The organism is uncultured Draconibacterium sp. (genome assembly GCF_913060805.1).
GTDB lineage: Bacteria > Bacteroidota > Bacteroidia > Bacteroidales > Prolixibacteraceae > Draconibacterium.
This window is the reverse complement of the sequence record NZ_CAJXTC010000006.1, coordinates 172234-191149: the sequence shown is the minus strand read 5'-3', so window position 1 is coordinate 191149 and position 18916 is coordinate 172234. Positions and strand designations below refer to the sequence as shown.

The window sequence follows — 18916 nt, the reverse complement described above, 5'->3', positions numbered from 1 at the left end:
TGCTGTAATAAAAAAAGAAAAAGAGTACCTACAAAATTACATTAATCCCTTGTCTGTTTCATAAGAATAGAGAGGGACGATTGTGTTGAAGTCACAGTTAGGGTGAGTCAATAAACTTTGAACCAGATTTTGCTATAGATTTTCAAGCGGCTTTCGGAAAAAGATAGTAGTGTAATAAAAGTATCCCGGCCTCTTACAGGGCCGGAACACTCTCCCTAACCAAACAGGGTTTACTATGAAAAAATTGCCTACAAAGCCTTTGCCATGTAGCTCTTTGTTATACGAAATAAATTGGCATAAAGTTGTCGTTCCACTTTCGTTTAAAACGAAAAAGCGGGCCCTGGAAATCCAGAGCCCGCTTTTTTATTTAGCGTAAATTTGTTTACTGTTTTACACGCTCGCTGTATGAACGGTCGGCAGTGCTTACGCGAATTACGTCGCCTTCGTTAATAAACATTGGCACCATAACTTCAGCACCTGTTTCAACAGTTGCCGGTTTTAAAGCTGTTGAGCTGGCAGTGTTACCTTTTTCACCTTCAATGGTTGCAGTAATTGTTAACTCAACTTTGTCGGGCATTTCTGCTGTTAAAGGCAATTCTTCTTCGGCATGAAACTGAATTTCAATTACCTGTCCTTCTTTCATCAGGTCGTTGTTTTCAACCATCGATTCAGGAATAGAAATCTGCTCGTATGTTTCAGTATTCATTACATTTAATCCCATATCATCGCGATATAAGTATTGGTACGAACGACGCTCAACACGAACATCATCAACTTTAACACCTGAATTAAATGTATTTTCAATTACCCTTCCGGTTTTTACATTTTTAAGTTTTGTACGTACGAAAGCGGGACCTTTACCCGGTTTTACGTGAAGGAATGATACAATGGTGTAGATTTCACCTTTGAACAAGAAACACATTCCATTTTTAAAATCTGCTGTAGAAGCCATGATAAATTAATTTCTTTTTATATGCGGTGCAAAAATAATTAAATCCGTTAAAAATCAAGCATTTCTAAATGCTTTTACTAAAAAGCCGAAAATCTACTTTAAACTTTGTTCTACGCCATTAATTTTATAATGTTGTATAACGGCCTTAAGCGAACCAACCCGCATGTCGAACTCAATGTAAACCGGCACCTTGTCTTCTTTTGCCAGGTAAAACCGCACTCCGTCAGACTTTTCAAGTACTTTCCCTTTCCGAACCGATGGTGTTAATACGTGGCAATCTACCGTTCCAACATCGGTTTTAATCTTTTCGTCGCGCAAATATTGTATCGACACATCCGATATTTTATCGGCATTTATAGTTGGATAAACAACTGCATCGCCGGGCTGAAGATTCTCGAATGGATTTTTATGAACGAAATAAAAGAACACCGAAACCAGGTCGAGCAGATCATCGGGAACAGCACGCCAGCCGCTACGACTGCTGTTTATCGAATCAACATCGTGATAAAAAAGCGTTTCCGTGTAACGACGGTAACTTCCTTCCTTTACATTTCGGATTGTTTTTACCGGAAGGCGGGTTTCGGCATCAACGTAGGTTTCGTAAATATCGTAAACGCCATACAGTTTGTTGGCCAATCCCGTTGTTTTGCCCATTACGTGGTAATGAATGGCGGGCCGGTCGTTAAAAACCGTATCACTGATCGTCATTTCGGCTTCGCCACCTTTTACAAAACTAAATTTCAGGTTGAACTTTATCGAAATATCCTCGGCACTTGCGGTTTGCGCTGCCAGGAAGAAAACAATCAGTATGGAGAAAAACTTGTTCATTTTAATACTTTGTTTTTCGGAATGGTTGCTACAAAATCCTTTAAATAAAAGGGCTCGAAATAAGCAACGTCTTCAAATTCCTTTTTGTTGTACTTAATTTCTGCCAGATTTTGCATAAATCGTGCCGTTGTTTTATCGGGCCCGTTAAACAAGGCATTTGCATGCGTTATTTTTTCGCGGCATTTGTCGGCACCATTTCCAAAAAACAATATTTTTTTTGTTCGAAGATGATCTGCAAAAGAGTTCTCATCAATAATTTCGGCTGTAACTTCTGTTATTTCCGTTCCTCCTTTTTCAAAAAGGGCGGTGTAAACTTCCATGCGGCGGGCGTCAATCATTGGGCAGAACAACAGTTCTTCCCCATCAACAGCCTGGTAGAATTCGCCGGCGTTTTCGGCCACATAATGTCCCATTGCTTCAATCGAACCAATACCGATAAGCGGTTTTCCCAATCCGTAACACAAGCCTTTTGCCACCGACACGCCAATGCGCAAACCGGTATACGAACCCGGACCTTTACTTACGGCCACCGCATCAATTTTATGGATGTCGAAATTATTTTCGCTACAAAGATCCTCAATAAAAACAGTGAGCAACTTCGAATGATTCAATCCTTCGGTGCTCTCTTTTTGGTAAAGTGTTTTACCGTTCTCAGCCAGTGAAACCGAACAAACTTCGGTTGATGTTTCGATATTTAAAATTATTGCCATTTGAATCCTATTAACAAAGTTCTGCAAAAATAGTTATACCAATTGTACTTTTAAATGCCGCATGGCAATAAAATGTTTACAATAGCCTGTCCCGAAATTTTTTCGGGAGTTAATGCCGATAATACAACAAAGGAGCAGATTGAACAAAGTGAAGATATGCGACATTTTGTTGTTAAATCGGTATTAAAGCGGAACAAACTTTCCGTTTAAAACTACGCCGTTGAGTTGCATTTTTTTTGCCGATTGCAGCGCATCCTCTTCTGTATGAACGATGGGTTCGCCACCGACATTAAATGAGGTATTTATCAGCGCTTTTATACCGTTTTTTTCATCCAATTGTTTCAGCAAAGCAAACAAAAACGGGTTATCCGTTTCTTTTGAAATAGTTTGGAAACGTGCCGTTCCGTCGGCGTGAATTGCGCCGGCTATTTCCTGTTGTTTTTCGGGAAGCACAGCAAAGTCGAGCAACATAAATTTCGATAGCGGATGAACTTCCGATTGCCCGGTAAAGTATTTTACGTTTTCTTCCAAAGCCACCGGCGCCAACGGACGGTACCACTCGCGGCCCTTCTTTTCAGTGCTCAGTTTTTTCGACAGTTCTTTTGATCCGGCAAAAGCCAAAATACTACGGTTTCCCAGAGCGCGCGGCCCGGCCTCGCCAAAGTTATTGCAAATGCCGATTAGCTTATTTGCGGCCAATTGTTCAGCAACTTCGGCAATTGTTTCTTCTGAGAAATCAGCTTTATAATTTTCAATTCCCCAGTTGTTTAAATACGCTGAATGTGCCTCAACTTTTCCGTGTTTTTTCCACTCTGCAAAAGCTGCTGCCCCAAGCGCCAGACCAGAGTCTTCGGTGCACGGAGGAATAAAAACCTGTTTAAAGACTTTGCTGTTTACAATGCGTGTATTGGCGACAATATTTAATGCCGACCCGCCGGTGTAGTACAAATTTTCAGCACCGGTTTTTTCCTGAAGCTCTTTAAGTTTATTCAATATTGCCTGCGAAAAAAGCTCCTGCAAAGTAGCTGCTACATCCTGAATAAAAGGGTCTTTCTGGTTAAACGATTTCAGATCGACTCCCCATTCTTTTTTGGCAGCCTCGAAAAACACCGATGTTTTTCCCCATATATCCTGAAAGAAATTGTTGCTTTTTAACCAGTCGCCCAACTCAGACCGGTAATTTCCAAGCCCTGAAAATCCCATAAATTTTCCGGGAACGGCATTTTGTTCGGGCAGCTTTGCCCCGATTATTGCAAACACCAGTGCGTTGGCATTAAACAGCGTTGAGTACGGTTTTAAATCCCAGTGGTATTCAATCCAGTCCAACTGATTGTTCTTGTAAACTGCTGCCGAAAAATTGCTTAAACTGGCACCGCCATCAAAGTGAACCAGCAAACTGTTATCCTGCAAATTTCCGTAAAATGGCAGGCACGAAAACATATGTGCCAGCTCATGGTTCAACACCCACGCTTCTTTTTCTTCGCCAAACCACCAGCATTTTCCTTTTTCCAGATCGGTGGATAATTCGTTATTTAACGGCGCTTCAAACCGCACTTCGCCACTTTGTAACAGAAAGGTTCGCCCCACCACATTATCTACAAAAAACAGGTCGTAATCTTTACCCAATAGTTTCTTTTCCTTTAAAATCGATTTCAGATGTATGTGAAGCGAATTATCTCGTTTACGGCGCGAAATCCGTTCCTGCTGCAGAAACCACTCCACTTTTCCGTTTTGCATCAGGGCCAGATTATGGTCGTGCACATAAAACGGGTGTTCATAATCAAACCGATCCTGAATACCATAAATCGCTAATGTTGGCTTATTCTTGTCCATCAAAATAAATCGAAAGAGAACTGCATTGAAACAACAATAAGCAATAAAAGAATAAAAAACAACTCGCTCCAGAAGCGGCTTTTCATAAACACAAAATGGTTAGCAATGAGATAGGTAACGGGGATTGCCGTAATAACCAGCATTTCCTGTGAGGTTACCGGGTTTAAAGCAAATCCTGCCAGCGAAAAGATAAAGATCCAGAAAAATACAGTAAAGTATTTTCGCGAGCTGATCTTCTTCGTATCGTACTGCCCGAACATCCCGATACTTCCGGCAATAGTAAATAAAATTAGCGCTACAAGGTAAACCTGCAGGGGAGTATTTGAACGGAAATGATTAACGGGAGTAACAATACTTTCTTTCATCATATTCAGTACCTCGGGCAAGCTGTCGGTTAACACAGCATAGGCTGCAGCAAAGGCAAACGGAAGTGCAAAACCCAGGAGCAAGGTGGTAAATTCGCGCCAGCCAACTTCACGGCCCAGCAAGGCTATTCCAACAATAAATGCAGGTATCAGCACTGCAACATCCAGATAGAAAAGGGCTCCCACTCCCAGCAAAAAACCTACATCAAAAGTGGAAGAATAGGCTTTCTTCGTTTCAAAAATGCCAAACAGGCGGTAAACGGCAAGCAGCATAAATAAAGCGCCAAAATATACCGGGTGCAAAGTGTGCATCGGCACAAAACCACCCACAATAACCACAAACAACAAAGCCGGCAGCTTACTTTTTATGCGGATGAACATGTATCGGTCGTTTACCAATTGCATGGTATAGGCCAACAAAATGACCATTACAATTCCGATAATAACCTGTACCAGAGGTTTGTCGTCAACCAGTTGGTAGATGAAATTAAAAAGTATGTTTTGATCTTCGCCCGGAAAATAGTTATAAGCAAACGGATGCTGCAAACTCTTTAACCACAGCGCAATTGTTACCAAAGGCACCAGGAACAAACTTACAGAACCATTCGACTTTAACTTACTTAATATCATGTCGTTTTGCTTCTCAAAACTTTAGGGTTTCCGAGACTCCGGACTTTGGCCATCCAATTAAAACAACCAAAGTCCGGGATCTTTTTTTCAGCCAGGATTACAGATCGAATCCCAGGTCTTTGCGGTAATATTTTCCTTCGAATTCGATATGCGCGGCATTTTTAAATGAAGTGGCCAGGGCATCTTTCATATCGGTTCCGTACGAACTTACCGAGATCACACGACCTCCGGCAGTAACCACATCGTCGCCTGCTTGTTTTGTTCCTGCATGAAAAACGATACTGTCGTTTACCTTTTCAGTTCCGGTAATCACTTTCCCTTTTTCATAGTCTCCGGGATATCCGCCAGAAACCAACATTACAGTTACTGCAGCACGATCGTCGAATTCAATCTCTTTTTCGCCGAGTGTTCCGCTTGCGGCTCCGTCGAGTAGCTCCACAAAGTCCGATTTTACACGTAACATTACAGCTTCCGTTTCCGGGTCGCCCATACGTACGTTGTATTCAATTACATATGGTTCGTTGTTTACGTTGATCAGTCCGAAGAAGATAAAACCACAGTAGTCGATTCCATCTTTTGCCAAACCAGAAACTGTTGGTGCGATAATTTGCTTCTCTACTTTTTCCATGAAAACAGCATCGGCAAACGGTACAGGAGTAATCGCTCCCATTCCTCCGGTATTCAAACCAGTGTCGCCTTCGCCAATTCGTTTATAATCTTTTGCTTCGGGAAGAATTTTGTAGTCTTTACCATCGGTAAGAACAAATACCGAAACTTCCACTCCGCTTAAAAACTCTTCGATTACCACTTTGCTGCTGGCTTCGCCAAACTGTCCGTCGAGCATTTCTTTCAGCGAACTTTGTGCCTCTTCCAGCGAGTCGATGATCAACACACCTTTTCCGGCAGCCAAACCGTCGGCTTTCAGTACATACGGCGATTTCATGGTAGTCAGGAATTCAACTCCTTTTTCCACATTATCGGCAGTTACCGTAAAATATTTTGCTGTAGGAATAGCGTGGCGATCCATAAAAGCTTTGGCGAAGTCCTTACTTCCTTCCAGTTCGGCACCGTCTTTTTTCGGACCAACAACTTTTACCGAAGCCAGTTCAGGATCAGCAGCAAAGAAATCGTGCAATCCTTCAACCAGCGGCACTTCCGGGCCAACCAACATCAGGTCGATGTTATTCTCAAGCACCAGTGTTTTTATTTTCTGAAAATCAGAAACTCCTGCATCCAGGTTAGTTCCCAATTCAGATGTACCGGCATTTCCCGGTGCAAAAAACAAATTATCTACTTTTTCGCTTTGTTTTATTTTCCATCCCAAAGCGTGCTCTCTTCCTCCCGAGCCTACAATCAAAATATTCATCAGTATGTTGCTTTTAATTTTTACTATTACATGTTGCTAAATCGTTCGAAATAGCTTTGCAGGCTTCCGCCAATTTGTTCTGATAATTCGCCGTTACCCGCATTTGCGGCGGTACGTTGCAGCTGCTGCAAGTAGAACAGTTTGCGCTGAATTTCTTCGCCAATACCGGCCATAAACTTCGGCTGTAACGAGAAATAATAATTCAGTTCGTCGTTGAATTGGCCATACGCGGTTTCAACCATTTCAAGACCTTTATCGTTTGCACCGGCCTGGATATAACTATTGGCCAATTCCAATGCAAAATATTCGTAAGGCACAATGCTGTTTGGCAACAACTCGTTGCATCGGTCGATAACTGCAATGGCCGAATCTTTTTTACCTTCCTCAACCAATGCCGATGCCAGTCGGTTAAAACTGTTGCGGATGTTGGTCATCATGCGGGTGTTGGTTTCGTCGAGGTATACTTCCGGATCGTTCATGTTACCCCATTTGAAGTTATTCATCAGGTTATCGTACATGATTGAAGTATTTACGCGACCAAACTTCAGTTGTTGCGGATTACTCTGCGTTTTAATCGGTACCAAACGGAATGCGAAACCTTCCACCTGGAAATAATCGCTAAGATTCAGATATTTGCTGCGACCAACGGTAATCGACCAGTAAATAGGACGTTCCCAATTGTTCGTTGCCAGCATATCAAGCACCATCATTTCATCTTTCGACAACATACTTTTGCCAGACAAGTCAATAACGATCTCGTCAACAATTTTGTCGTAATCTTCCGGTGCAACCACTTTATTTCTAATCACCGCTTCTTTATCCACCTTAAAGTGAATTTTCTTTTTCGGAAGATAAGCCGCATTGTCGGCCTGCTGCAGTTTGGTCGCCGGACTATCGTTGGCAATAAAATCAATACCTTCTTTTAATCCGATGTAATCGCGTTTAATGCGCGAATCATCGAGTAAATAAACCGCGTCGCGGGTTCCTAAAAGATACTGATCTGGTTTTAACGTAAAATCGATAGGCTCTGAATCGTATGCTTTTCGGCGCATCTGATCGATATACCAATCGGTTTGCAGATAGCTTAAGTTACACACACGAACATCGGTCCGAACACCTTCAACCTCCTGGTTATACCACAGCGGGAAAGTATCGTTATCGCCGTTGGTGAAGATCACCGCATTGGGCTCGCATGTTTTCAGGTAGTTTGCCCCAAAATCGCGGGCAGTATAACGTCCCGAACGATCGTGGTCGTCCCAGTTTTGTGCCCCCATAATTCCGGGAACCAAAATCAGTGCTGCCACACCGGCAATTCCTCCGGCAAGCGTTTCAGGAATATATTTTTTCAAAGCTTCAGAAATGGCCAGCACTCCCAAACCAATCCAAATGGCAAAAGCGTAGAACGAACCGGCATAAGCATAATCGCGTTCGCGCGGCTGGTGCGGATACTGGTTCAGATAAATTACAATGGCCAAACCTGTTAATACAAATAGCAGGAATACCACCCAAAGTCCTTTCCGGCCTTCCTGACCGCGGTTGAACTGGAAAAAGATGCCCAGAATTCCGAGAATTAACGGCAGGAAGAAATAGGTGTTTCGGGCTTTGTTATTGGCCAGTTCGGCAGGCAAATTATCCTGATCGCCCAAACGTGCTTCATCAAGAAATTTAACACCGCTCAGCCAGTTTCCGTGGAGAATATCTCCGTGCCCCTGAATATCGTTTTGGCGCCCCACAAAGTTCCACATAAAGTAGCGCCAATACATGAAATTCACCTGGTACGAAAAGAAAAACCGCAGGTTCTCGCCCATGGTTGGTTTTACAATTGTTTCCACCTCGCCACGCTCGTTGCGGTGCTGAATACGCGTACCCTTTATTTGTGCCCACTGCTGATAATCCTGTGCATGCTGCGGATCCATCGAGCTCCACATACGTGGGAAAAACGTGGTGAATTTCTCATCGTAATTAGGATTAAAACGATGGTATGTAATTTCATATTTCCCGTCGATTTGCGAATAAACGGGGCTTCCTTCAGTAAAACGATCGCCCACTTTGTATGGCGTATTGTAGTACTGCCCGCTAAACAACGGACGCGATCCGTATTGCTCGCGGTTTAGATAACCCAGCAGCGAGAAAGCATCATTCGGACTATTCTGATCCATAGGCGGTTGAGCCGATGAGCGAATTATAATCATGGCAAACGACGAATAACCGATAAGAATTACGGTGATACCCAGCAAAACGGTGTTCCAAACCACTTTTTGCTTTTTATGCGTGTAGTAAATACCAAAGGCAAGAGCGGCAATTACCAGCACAACATAAAAGAAAACTCCAGAGTGATAAGGCAACCCGAAACCGTTAACGAACATCAACTCAAACCACGATGCGATGGTTACAAATCCCGGAATAATACCATACATTATCGCTCCCAGCAACACTACCGACGCTACTAAAGCCCAGATAATTCCTTTGCGGGTTACTTCGTATTTTCTGAAATAATAGACAAAAACAATGGCCGGAATAGCCAGCAAGTTCAAGAGGTGAACTCCGATTGACAAGCCAATTACGTAAGCAATAAAAATCAGCCAGCGGTTGGCATATTTTTCGTCGGCAACGTTTTCCCATTTTAAAATGGCCCAGAATACCACAGCGGTTAACAACGATGAGCTGGCGTAAACTTCGCCTTCAACTGCTGAAAACCAAAAGGTATCGGAGAAAGTGTAAGCCAAAGCTCCCACCAAACCTGCTGCACATATTGAAATGGTTTGCCCAAGAGAAACCTCGTCGGCTTTTACCATTATCTTTTTTGCCAGGTGGGTGATGGTCCAAAACAGGAACATAATGGTTCCGGCACTGGCAAGGGCAGACATAATATTTACCATTTTTGCGGCGCCTTCAGGGCCGGCAAACAGGGTGAAGAACCGTCCGACTATCATAAAGATCGGTGCTCCCGGCGGGTGACCTACTTCAAATTTAAATGCTGTTGTAATAAATTCGCCACAGTCCCAAAAACTTACAGTGGGTTCAATGGTCATTAAATAAACAATGGCTGCAATTAAAAAACTAACCCAGCCAAAGACGATATTAAACAATCTGTATTGCTTCATATTCAAGTGATTTCTGAAAGCGTAAATGTTCGAAATTTTTAATAGTTGCGAAGATAAGGCTTTTGCTGAAAACTCAGAGAGTTAAAGGGCAATTTAAAGCTTATTAACGTGCGTTGGTAATTAGCGATTAAACTGCCTCAAAAAATTATCAACGAAAACTCAGGATATCGAATTGCAGAGAAACATCCTGAGAGCCGGGACTTCGAAACATTCCATTATTATCCTTAATGGCTAAATCCCAGTAAAATCAATGGATACAGTCGCAATATCTTAAGATATGGTGATGATTTCTTTGGATAGAATGACAATATCCAAAGACAGAATGTCGCCAGCCCACTTTTTTATGGTCATATCCCTGGATATGGTGTTGCTATCCTTGTTTTTTGAGTCAATATCCAAAGATATGTAATACCTATCCATGTTTTTCGGGACAAAAAACAGGGCTACCGGCTTGCCAGCGTTGGATAGAATTACGCTAGCTTTGTTTTTTATAATCTGAAGTAAGGCCTCCGAATAAAAAATAAGGTACGCACTTTGTTTATACTTTCACTGCAAGTCCCTACACCGTTCTCCCACTTCGAAAAGATGGCTTTACTAATTCAATTTGTATCCCAGCGTGAATTGATAATATTTTGACCTTCCAAGCTGCTGGTAGTATTCGGAAAAAGAATACCTCAATGCAATCCTGAATCGTTTTGAAACATCTGCCCCTGTATAAATAGAATTTACTCCGTCAGCCCCTTTAGTTTCATACCCTAACCAGGCTATATTGTCGTACTCGGTATGAATTCCCAGGTAACCATCATTGTCGCCTTCACCAAAAAAGTCCAGTCTAAGGTTAGGCTCAATTACAAACTTTTCTTTTATATAAAAGCGGTAAGCAGTAATAAAAGTAACATAGTTATCAATTAAACTACCTGAACTATATTCGTTATTTAACTCATTAAAAAAAGCATAGCTAAGCCCTAAATCTAATTTTCGCGAACGATATAAAGTACCAAGGTTTGTTTTCAGATAACTTGCTTTCGGATTACCATAACCATAGCTGCTATAATCACTTTCTTGCCCCTCAACACCTGTCAATACACCAAAATTCCATTGCCTGTTCTTTTTTCGTGTAAGCGTATATGCATATAGCAATTCTGCCAAAAATGCCTTATCATCTCCTATTTTAGTACGAATAAAATTTGCACCTATACTTCCTGCCTTTTGCGAAATGGTGTAGTCAGCAATTAATGCAAAGCTGTTAAGGGCATCATCGTAATTTGGTATATCAGCAAACTCTGCAATGCCCCAAACCCAGTCTGACGGAGTACCTATAAGTGCCGGGTTCTTAGATGATAGCCCCATCCAATAAGCTCCTTCCTGGGCGCTGCTTTTTTGCTGAGAACAAAGAAAAATGATTAAAATAATGAGAATCGTTTTGGGGAATAAACCAGTGTTTTGAGTTTTCATTTTGGGTTAATGTTATTGTTTTGGGCGCTAATTTATTGATTTTTTGCTGAACAATTTCTTAAATTATGTTACAAAATCATAATTCCCGAAACCATTCGCCCGGTATCAATCCCATCGCGGCGTGCCGAATAATATTTTTTGGTTTCTGAAAAGGAACACTCACCCAGCACCTCAATATTTTGAACTGATACCCCATTTTTCAACAACAACTGGCGGTTAGCTTCCCAAAGGTTGAAATGATAGTTGCCCATACCGTTTTTGTGAAGCGTTAATTCAACGTTGGGAATCGATTTGCGGGCGGCGGCAACCACCTCATCGCCCACTTCGTAAATTTCAGGACTGATTGACGGGCCAATTGCAGCCACAATATTTTCAGCAGATGAACCGTAATTATTCGACATTTTTTCAATCGCCTTTTCAACGATCCCACCAACGGTACCGCGCCACCCTGCATGAACGGCAGCAATAACTTTTGCCTCCGGATCGAACAACAACACCGGAACACAATCGGCCGTTTGCACACACAAACACAGCCCGGTTTGATTGGTAACCAGTGCATCGGTTTCTGAAATTACGGACGATGGTGCTTCCTGAATTTCGGCCACACAACTGCTGTGCGTTTGATCGGGGTAAACCATCTGATTCGTTTTCAGGGCCAGAACATCGGCCAGTTTTGCTTTGTTTTCGGGCACATTGCTGTAACGTATCCGATCAATCGGCAAAGTACTTTTTGTGGTGGTAAAAGCACAAATATTCGGAAACGCTTGAAATATGTTGTAGCGGATCAAATCCGGTTTTCTATCCATTTTTTAATAAGCTGTTTAATCCCTGTTTATCGAGCAGGGTAACGGTTTTCTTTTCAATTTTTATCAGGTTCTCGTTTTGCATTTCGCCAAGAACACGTGCCAGTGAAGGTCGTGTAACGCCAAACAGTTCGGCAAGTTGCTGCTGTGTATTTTTTAGTTCAAACGAATGAAACCGGTCTCCTGCTTGTTGAAGCAAAAAATGCGCAACCTTTTCTTTTATGGTTTTAAAACTCAGAAAATGCAACTTCTGCGAAAGAAACTGCGCACGGGTTGAAATGTTATTCAAATAGTTACGCAGCAAACGCGTGTTTAACTGCAACAATTTCAGAAATTCAACAACGGGAATGGCCAGCAACTCCGACTTTTTATTGGCAGTTACCGTAACCGGAAACTTATTCTCTTTACCAAACAAAAAAGCAGCTGCCAAGGGGCGCGGCGCTTCAATGTCCTCGATCTTAACCGTTTTCCCCGAGTAGTCGATCATTTCGCCCCGAACACTGCCTGATAGCACAACAAACAGGTTGGTGACTTCCTCGCCTCCCTGAACAATTATCGCATCTTTCTCGAATTTACGTACCTGGTAATGAATTTTTGAGAACAACGCCCGGCACTCCTCCTCAGGAATGCCACCAAACAAAGGGCTTTTAACAAGAATTGAATAATCTATCATTTTGTAACAATTGGTACATTTTGCCTAACGCCGGTGACCTACTTTTGTTGCGTAAACTTAAAGAAAAGAACAAGAAAGATGATACGAGAGATAATTAAAATTGACGACGAATTGTGCAACGGATGCGGCAACTGCGTTCCGAACTGCCACGAAGGAGCTTTGCAAATAATCGATGGCAAAGCACGACTTATAAGTGAGTTAATGTGCGATGGACTCGGTGCTTGTATTGGCCATTGTCCGGAAGGAGCGATTACCATTGAAGAGCGCGAAGCTGATGCTTACGACGAGATTGCCACTATTTCGCAAATGGTAAAGCAGGGAAAAGCAACCATGTTTGCGCACCTGAAACATTTGCAGGATCATAACGAAACCGGTTACTTACAGCAAGCACTCGGTTTTATTAAAGCAAATCGCGAGGCAATGCCATTCCAAATCAGCGAAGTGCATGAATTACTTCACGGAGCTAAAGAAGAACAAGCTTCGGGTGGTGGTTGCGCTACCGGAGGATGTCCGGGATCGGCACCAATGTCGTTCGATGCAGGTGGTTTAAAAATGGCCGCTCCTGCCACAGAAACACCGTCGGAACTTACCCAATGGCCGGTACAAATGCATTTGATCAATCCGGCAGCCAGTTATTTTAAAGGCGCCGATCTTTTGGTAGCAGCCGACTGCGCAGGTTTTGCCTACGGCAATTTCCACAACGACTTTATAAAAGGCCGTAAAATGGTAATCGCCTGCCCAAAACTCGATCAGGGAACTGACATTTACATTCAGAAACTGGTAAAACTGATTGATGAATCAAGAGTAAACACCATAACCGTTGTAATTATGGAAGTTCCATGTTGCGGAGGATTGTCGCAAATGGTAAAAATGGCCACTCAAATGGCATCAAGAAAGGTACCCGTTAAAGAAGTTGTGATTGGAATTAAAGGAGACATTCTTTCGGAGGAATGGATCTAAGATACCCAATTAAGTTGTGATAAAACCAGCGCCCTAACACTCAACCCAAGAAGTTTAACGAACTAAAAAATAGAAAAATGAGCATGTTTTGTTTTCAATGTCAGGAAGCAGCCAAAGGAACCGGCTGTACAATTGCAGGAGTCTGCGGAAAAACCAGCGATGTAGCGAATTTACAAGATACTTTACTATATGTATTAAAAGGAATTTGTTGGTATAACGAGAAATTGCGGGCCGTTGGCGCGAATCCTAAAAAAGTGGATAAAATCGTTTTCGATGGTTTGTTCAGCACCATTACCAATGCCAATTTTGATGCGGCAGTATTTACCAAACGAATTATCAAAGCACTTCAACTGAGAAACGAACTGCACGTATTGAGCAAAGAAGCAGGCGTGGCTTTACCCGAAGAATTACCGGCCATTGCAACCTGGACAGGAAATACTACCGAGGAGTTTGAAGCAAAAGCAGAAGAAGTTGGAGTACTGAGCACTGAAAACGAAGACATTCGTTCGTTGCGCGAGTTGATCATTTACGGTGTAAAAGGTTTGGCCGCTTATGCTGAACACGCTTACAATTTAGGTAGCCAAAAAGATGAGATTTTTGCTTTTATGCAACGTGCGTTGGTTGCCACAACCGAAGATTTGAGCGTTGATGAATTGGTTGCTTTAACATTGGAAACCGGAAAATTCGGTGTTGATGTAATGGCATTGTTGGATGCTGCCAACACAGGCTCTTACGGAAATCCGGAGGCTACAAAAGTAAATATCGGGGTACGTAATAATCCGGCAATTCTGATTTCAGGTCACGACATGAAAGACATGGAAGAGCTGCTGAAACAAACTGAAGGAACCGGCGTTGACGTGTACACCCACAGCGAAATGTTGCCGGCACACTACTATCCGGCGTTCAAAAAATACGATCACCTGGTGGGTAACTACGGAAATGCATGGTGGAAACAAAATACCGAATTCGAAAGTTTTAACGGCCCAATTCTGTTTACTACCAACTGTATCGTTCCGCCAAAAGCATCGGCAACCTACACCGATAGGATTTATACAACCGGCGCATCAGGCCTTGCGGGAGCCATTCACATTCCGGATCGCAAAGATGGTAACATGAAAGATTTCAGCGCCATTATCGAGCACGCTAAAAAATGCGCTGCACCACAGGAAATTGAAACCGGAGAAATCGTTGGAGGATTTGCACACGCACAGGTATTTGCATTGGCCGACAAAATTGTTGACGCCGTACAATCGGGTGCCATCAAAAAATTCTTTGTAATGGCAGGTTGCGACGGACGTATGAAAAGCCGTGACTACTACACTCAATTTGCTGAGCAGCTGCCACAAGACACCGTGATTCTTACCGCAGGATGTGCAAAATACCGATACAACAAATTGCCTCTTGGCGATATCGGTGGAATTCCACGTGTTATCGATGCCGGACAATGTAACGACTCGTATTCGCTGGCAGTTATCGCTCTAAAACTAAAAGAGGTATTTGAGCTGAATGATATTAACGAACTACCAATTGCCTACAACATAGCCTGGTACGAGCAAAAAGCAGTAATCGTTTTACTGGCGCTGTTGCACCTGGGCGTAAAAAATATACACCTTGGACCAACACTTCCGGCATTCCTTTCGCCAAATGTGGCTAATGTATTGGTTGAGAATTTCGGAATCGGCGGTATAACCGAGGTTGAAAAAGATTTGGAATTATTTATGAGCGCAGAATAGAAGTTGAAGTGAGAGGAGGACAAACCTTAAACTGAGGGACAGTTTGTTTGAGGTTTTACAATGGCATCTGCGAGAGTGGGTGCCATTTTTTCTTTACTTGTCGAACACTTTTTCGTTTAGCGGCACGGTAAACCAAAAAACAGAACCTTTACCCAAGGAACTTTCCACCCAAATTTTACCATTGTGTCTTTCAATAAACTCTTTGCAAAGCATTAAACCCAGTCCGCTGCCTTTTTCGCCTTTGGTTCCCGGCATTGTTTCCTGTTTCTCCGACTGAAACAAATACTTCATTTTATCGGGCTCCATTCCAATGCCTTCATCGCGAACTCCCAGCGTTATAAAACCATCATCCGATTTTCCTTTTACAATATAAACCGAACTGCCGGGATTGCTGAATTTTACTGCATTGGTAAGCAGGTTTCGGAAGATCAGAAGCAGCATATTGTAATCGGCAAACACCTTTATCGATTTATCCTGAATCTCGTTTTCAACCGCAACACCCTTTTTCTTTGCAACGGCTTCCACCTCGAAAAGAGCCACGGCAATAAAATCGTCGAGTACAATTGATTTTGGCGTAAACTCGATCACGCCACGCTGCGATCTCGACCAGTTCATCAGGTTCTCGAGCAAAGCAAAAGCACCGTCTCCCGCGGTTTTCAGATTCTCAAGAATCTGCTCCATCATATTCTTGTCGAATTTGTGGTAGCCTTCAATCAATACATCAGTGTACCCCAGAATTACGTTAAACGGATTTCGAAGATCGTGCGCAATAACCGAAAACAGCTTATCCTTGGTAGCATTTATTTCTGCAAGTTCTTTGGTTCGCCTTGCCACTGCCCTTTCCAGCTTTTGTTTTTGCTGCTCGAGCGATCGGATTCGCAAGTGATTGACGAACCAGAAAATACCAACAAAAATTACAAACAGGATCAGGACAAACCACCAGCTTTTCCACCACGGAGGCACAATTATAATCTTCAGTGCTATTCCTTTTTCGTTCCAAAGTCCATCGCCGTTGGCGCCTTTCACGCGCAAAATATAGGTTCCCGGATCAAGGTTGGTGTAGGTTGCCTGACGCCGCGTTCCGCAATAAATCCAATCTTTATCGAAGTTCTCGAGCATGTAAGCATGTTCATTTTTTGAAGGACTGGCATAATCCAAAACGCTAAAATGAAACGTTAATACCGATCGTTTTTCGGGTAGTTTAATCTCATCAACTTCTGAAATCACTCGTTTAAGTGGCGAACCCGGCTCGTTAGGATACACCACTTTGTTAAAGATCTCCAGTTCTGTAAATTTTACCACCGGCCGATGTTCATTCTTTTTCAGCTTCTCGGGAAAAATAATGCTAAAGCCGTTGATACCTCCAAAATACAAATTGTTATCCGAGTCGATCAGCGTACTCCGGGGCCTGAATTCATTGCTCTGCAAGCCGTCGTCGCTGTAGTAACAATCAAATACATCCTGGTTGTCGTTGTAGCGGCACAGTCCGCCCGAAGTTGAAAACCACAGAAATCCGTCGGCATCTTTTAAAATTCCATTCACCGTATTGTTCGGTAAACCTTCATTTACCGTATAAGTCCGTGTGTCTCCGGTTTTCGGGTTAAAATGAAATAAACCCGACAAGCTACCCACCCAAACCGAAGTTGGGCTTTCAACAAAAATATCGTAGATGTGCGCTGAACTCAGCGTTTGCATTTCTTTTTTAAGCGAGCAGTTGGTAAACGAATTATCTTCGGGATAATACCTCGCCAATCCCGAGTTTGTTCCGATAAAAAAGGATTCATCATCGGCCCGGCGAATTACATTGACATAATTCGACGAAAGATCGCTGTTTTCATCATTAAATACTTCCCACCTGTTTTCTTTTGGGAAATACCTTGCAACACCTGAATTAAATGTGGCAATTAACAAGTCGGAGTGGTTGCCAAGGCAAACATCGAACAAGTTGTCGTCAGGAATTGGAGAATTCTCAGTATCAAAAGTGCTAAACGCTTCGGTTTTTCCATCGTAACGCACCAACCCCGATCCCCATGTTGCCAGCCAGCCATTTCCCTCGTCATCTTCAATAATCGACAACAGGTAATCGTTGGGTAAATCGGAATTTGTAGTACTCAGGTTGGTAAAAAACCCGGTGTTTTTGTTCATAAAATTAACTCCACCGCCATCAGTAGCTAACGCAATGATGCTGTCGTTTAGCTCAAAAAAAGCATTTACCATATTATTGGTATTGCTTAAATCTCCTCCTTTAAATTTGCTGTACGACACAATGGCCTCGCCATATTCGGAAGCTATTTGTACTCCGCTGGTATAAGTTCCAATCCACAAATTATTGCCGTTATCGATAAAAAGATATTCGCCCGAATAAGTTTTGGCAACCAGCGGATCGGATTTAGTTGACAGATAATGTTTAAAGTGTTGTCTGTTTTTGTTGAGGCAGTAAATACCATCATTTTCGGCCCCCACCCAAATATTATTGTCTTTATCCACAACAAGGCTCAACAGGCGGTTTTCAGAAACAGAGCCCGCATCGTTTGGGTTATGCCTGAAGTTTTTTAATCGATTCTCGCCATTATCTTTCTTCTCCACCATAAACAGCCCGTGTGAGAAACTGGCCGCCCAAATGGTTCCCGAATGATCTTCAATAATTTTACCTATTCGCGTTTTCGAATAATCTTCACCATCAAGGCCTTTAACTACCCGTTCAATTTCTTTTGTTTCGGGATTCAGCACTGCAAGTCCGTTAGCCGAACCGATCCAGAGCCGCCCGTCGGAGGCAAGATACACCGCATCAATAACCGAAATGCCTAAATTATTTATATGCTCAACGGTATTATTTTGCTGATTGAAATAATAGATCCCATCAGTACTGGCGATGTACACCGAACCATTTTTGTCCATTTGCAAGGCTCGTGCCTGAATGGGAATATTGTATAAACAGGAAGTTGAATCGTATTTAAAATTGTGCAATTTATCGAGCTCCGGATCATAAAAACTTAATCCCGCATTAGAACCAACAAACAAGCGGTTATTATCGCCAATACACATCGACAGAATCAAATTATCGGGCAAAGTATTTTTTTGCAGCTCCTTTTCGTCTTGCTGGTAGGTTTTAAAACGGTCACCATCGTAACGATTAAGACCTTTGCGGGTTCCGATCCAAATGAAACCATTTTTATCCTGGGCAATGCTTGTAACAGACGATGAAGACAAGCCCTCATCTGTTCCTAAATGATGTAAAGGAAGAAAGACGGGTTGTGCAAATACGCGGTTTATCTGAAAAGAAATAATCAGAAGAATCCCTATAATTCCTATATGCCCTTGTTTTACTATCATCACACAACTCACAAAACCAAAATTGCGGCACTTCTTTTACTTTAACAAGGACGTATAAATGATTGAAAAGGAATTCACTACCTATTATGCGTCAGGGGTTTCGAGAAACCAAACTTAAGAAATATATTGCTACCAACCATACATTTTACCGACTTATTTCGCACATATACT

13 protein-coding genes are annotated in these 18916 nt (G+C 42.4%); 2 read left to right on the top strand and 11 right to left on the bottom strand.

The features are described 5' to 3' along the window. Positions 1–382: 382 nt before the first annotated feature. From efp to QZ576_RS05490, 10 genes are all read right to left on the bottom strand, one after another. A complete protein-coding gene (gene efp / locus QZ576_RS05535; RefSeq protein ID WP_297094903.1) occupies positions 383–952 on the bottom strand; it encodes an elongation factor P in 570 nt (189 codons plus the stop codon). A gap of 93 nt (positions 953–1045) precedes the next feature. Continuing rightward, on the bottom strand, positions 1046–1780 hold the full coding sequence (locus QZ576_RS05530; protein WP_297094902.1) for a DUF3108 domain-containing protein: 735 nt from the start codon (positions 1778–1780) through the stop codon (positions 1046–1048). Further along, the gene (gene tsaB / locus QZ576_RS05525; protein WP_297094900.1) at positions 1777–2490 is read right to left on the bottom strand and encodes a tRNA (adenosine(37)-N6)-threonylcarbamoyltransferase complex dimerization subunit type 1 TsaB; all 714 of its coding nucleotides are present in this window, start codon (positions 2488–2490) and stop codon (positions 1777–1779) included. Before tsaB ends, QZ576_RS05530 begins: the two co-directional genes overlap by 4 nt. Positions 2491–2673: 183 nt before the next feature. After that, positions 2674–4323: a carbamoyltransferase C-terminal domain-containing protein gene (locus QZ576_RS05520; RefSeq protein WP_297094898.1), complete on the bottom strand. Its 1650-nt coding sequence runs from the start codon at positions 4321–4323 to the stop codon at positions 2674–2676. Continuing rightward, positions 4323–5318 carry a DUF6427 family protein gene (locus QZ576_RS05515; RefSeq protein WP_297094896.1) on the bottom strand — a complete coding sequence of 332 codons (996 nt, stop codon included), beginning with the start codon at positions 5316–5318 and terminating at the stop codon, positions 4323–4325. The genes QZ576_RS05520 and QZ576_RS05515 overlap by 1 nt, the downstream gene beginning before the upstream one ends. 97 nt (positions 5319–5415) lie before the next feature. After that, positions 5416–6684, bottom strand: a complete 1269-nt coding sequence (gene purD / locus QZ576_RS05510; protein ID WP_297094894.1) for a phosphoribosylamine--glycine ligase — start codon at positions 6682–6684, stop codon at positions 5416–5418. Positions 6685–6710: 26 nt separating this feature from the next. Beyond that, on the bottom strand, positions 6711–9788 hold the full coding sequence (locus QZ576_RS05505; RefSeq protein WP_297094892.1) for a DUF2723 domain-containing protein: 3078 nt from the start codon (positions 9786–9788) through the stop codon (positions 6711–6713). Between the two features lie 594 nt (positions 9789–10382). Then, the gene (locus QZ576_RS05500) at positions 10383–11243 is read right to left on the bottom strand and encodes a type IX secretion system membrane protein PorP/SprF (RefSeq protein ID WP_297094891.1); all 861 of its coding nucleotides are present in this window, start codon (positions 11241–11243) and stop codon (positions 10383–10385) included. Positions 11244–11311: 68 nt separating this feature from the next. Beyond that, complete coding sequence (pgeF, locus tag QZ576_RS05495; RefSeq protein ID WP_297094889.1) at positions 11312–12049, bottom strand: peptidoglycan editing factor PgeF; 738 nt, start codon at positions 12047–12049, stop codon at positions 11312–11314. Next, positions 12042–12719, bottom strand: coding sequence for a Crp/Fnr family transcriptional regulator (locus QZ576_RS05490; RefSeq protein WP_297094887.1), 678 nt, complete (start codon positions 12717–12719; stop codon positions 12042–12044). The genes pgeF and QZ576_RS05490 overlap by 8 nt, the downstream gene beginning before the upstream one ends. A 78-nt stretch (positions 12720–12797) precedes the next feature. Here QZ576_RS05490 and QZ576_RS05485 point away from each other — a divergent pair, with 78 nt between their 5' ends. Both QZ576_RS05485 and hcp read left to right on the top strand, forming a co-directional pair. Next, positions 12798–13679, top strand: a complete 882-nt coding sequence (locus QZ576_RS05485) for an ATP-binding protein (RefSeq protein WP_297094885.1) — start codon at positions 12798–12800, stop codon at positions 13677–13679. 77 nt (positions 13680–13756) lie between these two features. Beyond that, on the top strand, positions 13757–15412 hold the full coding sequence (hcp, locus tag QZ576_RS05480) for a hydroxylamine reductase (protein WP_297094882.1): 1656 nt from the start codon (positions 13757–13759) through the stop codon (positions 15410–15412). 93 nt (positions 15413–15505) lie between these two features. Here the strand turns inward: hcp and QZ576_RS05475 are convergent, their stop codons facing one another. After that, on the bottom strand, positions 15506–18745 hold the full coding sequence (locus tag QZ576_RS05475; RefSeq protein ID WP_297094880.1) for a two-component regulator propeller domain-containing protein: 3240 nt from the start codon (positions 18743–18745) through the stop codon (positions 15506–15508). Positions 18746–18916: the final 171 nt, after the last annotated feature.

Coding starts and splice junctions, on each gene's coding strand:
- efp (WP_297094903.1), bottom strand. CDS start 952: ATGGCTTCTACAGCAGATTTTAAAAATGGAATGTGTTTCTTGTTCAAA.
- QZ576_RS05530 (WP_297094902.1), bottom strand. CDS start 1,780: ATGAACAAGTTTTTCTCCATACTGATTGTTTTCTTCCTGGCAGCGCAA.
- tsaB (WP_297094900.1), bottom strand. CDS start 2,490: ATGGCAATAATTTTAAATATCGAAACATCAACCGAAGTTTGTTCGGTT.
- QZ576_RS05520 (WP_297094898.1), bottom strand. CDS start 4,323: ATGGACAAGAATAAGCCAACATTAGCGATTTATGGTATTCAGGATCGG.
- QZ576_RS05515 (WP_297094896.1), bottom strand. CDS start 5,318: ATGATATTAAGTAAGTTAAAGTCGAATGGTTCTGTAAGTTTGTTCCTG.
- purD (WP_297094894.1), bottom strand. CDS start 6,684: ATGAATATTTTGATTGTAGGCTCGGGAGGAAGAGAGCACGCTTTGGGA.
- QZ576_RS05505 (WP_297094892.1), bottom strand. CDS start 9,788: ATGAAGCAATACAGATTGTTTAATATCGTCTTTGGCTGGGTTAGTTTT.
- QZ576_RS05500 (WP_297094891.1), bottom strand. CDS start 11,243: ATGAAAACTCAAAACACTGGTTTATTCCCCAAAACGATTCTCATTATT.
- pgeF (WP_297094889.1), bottom strand. CDS start 12,049: ATGGATAGAAAACCGGATTTGATCCGCTACAACATATTTCAAGCGTTT.
- QZ576_RS05490 (WP_297094887.1), bottom strand. CDS start 12,719: ATGATAGATTATTCAATTCTTGTTAAAAGCCCTTTGTTTGGTGGCATT.
- QZ576_RS05485 (WP_297094885.1), top strand. CDS start 12,798: ATGATACGAGAGATAATTAAAATTGACGACGAATTGTGCAACGGATGC.
- hcp (WP_297094882.1), top strand. CDS start 13,757: ATGAGCATGTTTTGTTTTCAATGTCAGGAAGCAGCCAAAGGAACCGGC.
- QZ576_RS05475 (WP_297094880.1), bottom strand. CDS start 18,745: ATGATAGTAAAACAAGGGCATATAGGAATTATAGGGATTCTTCTGATT.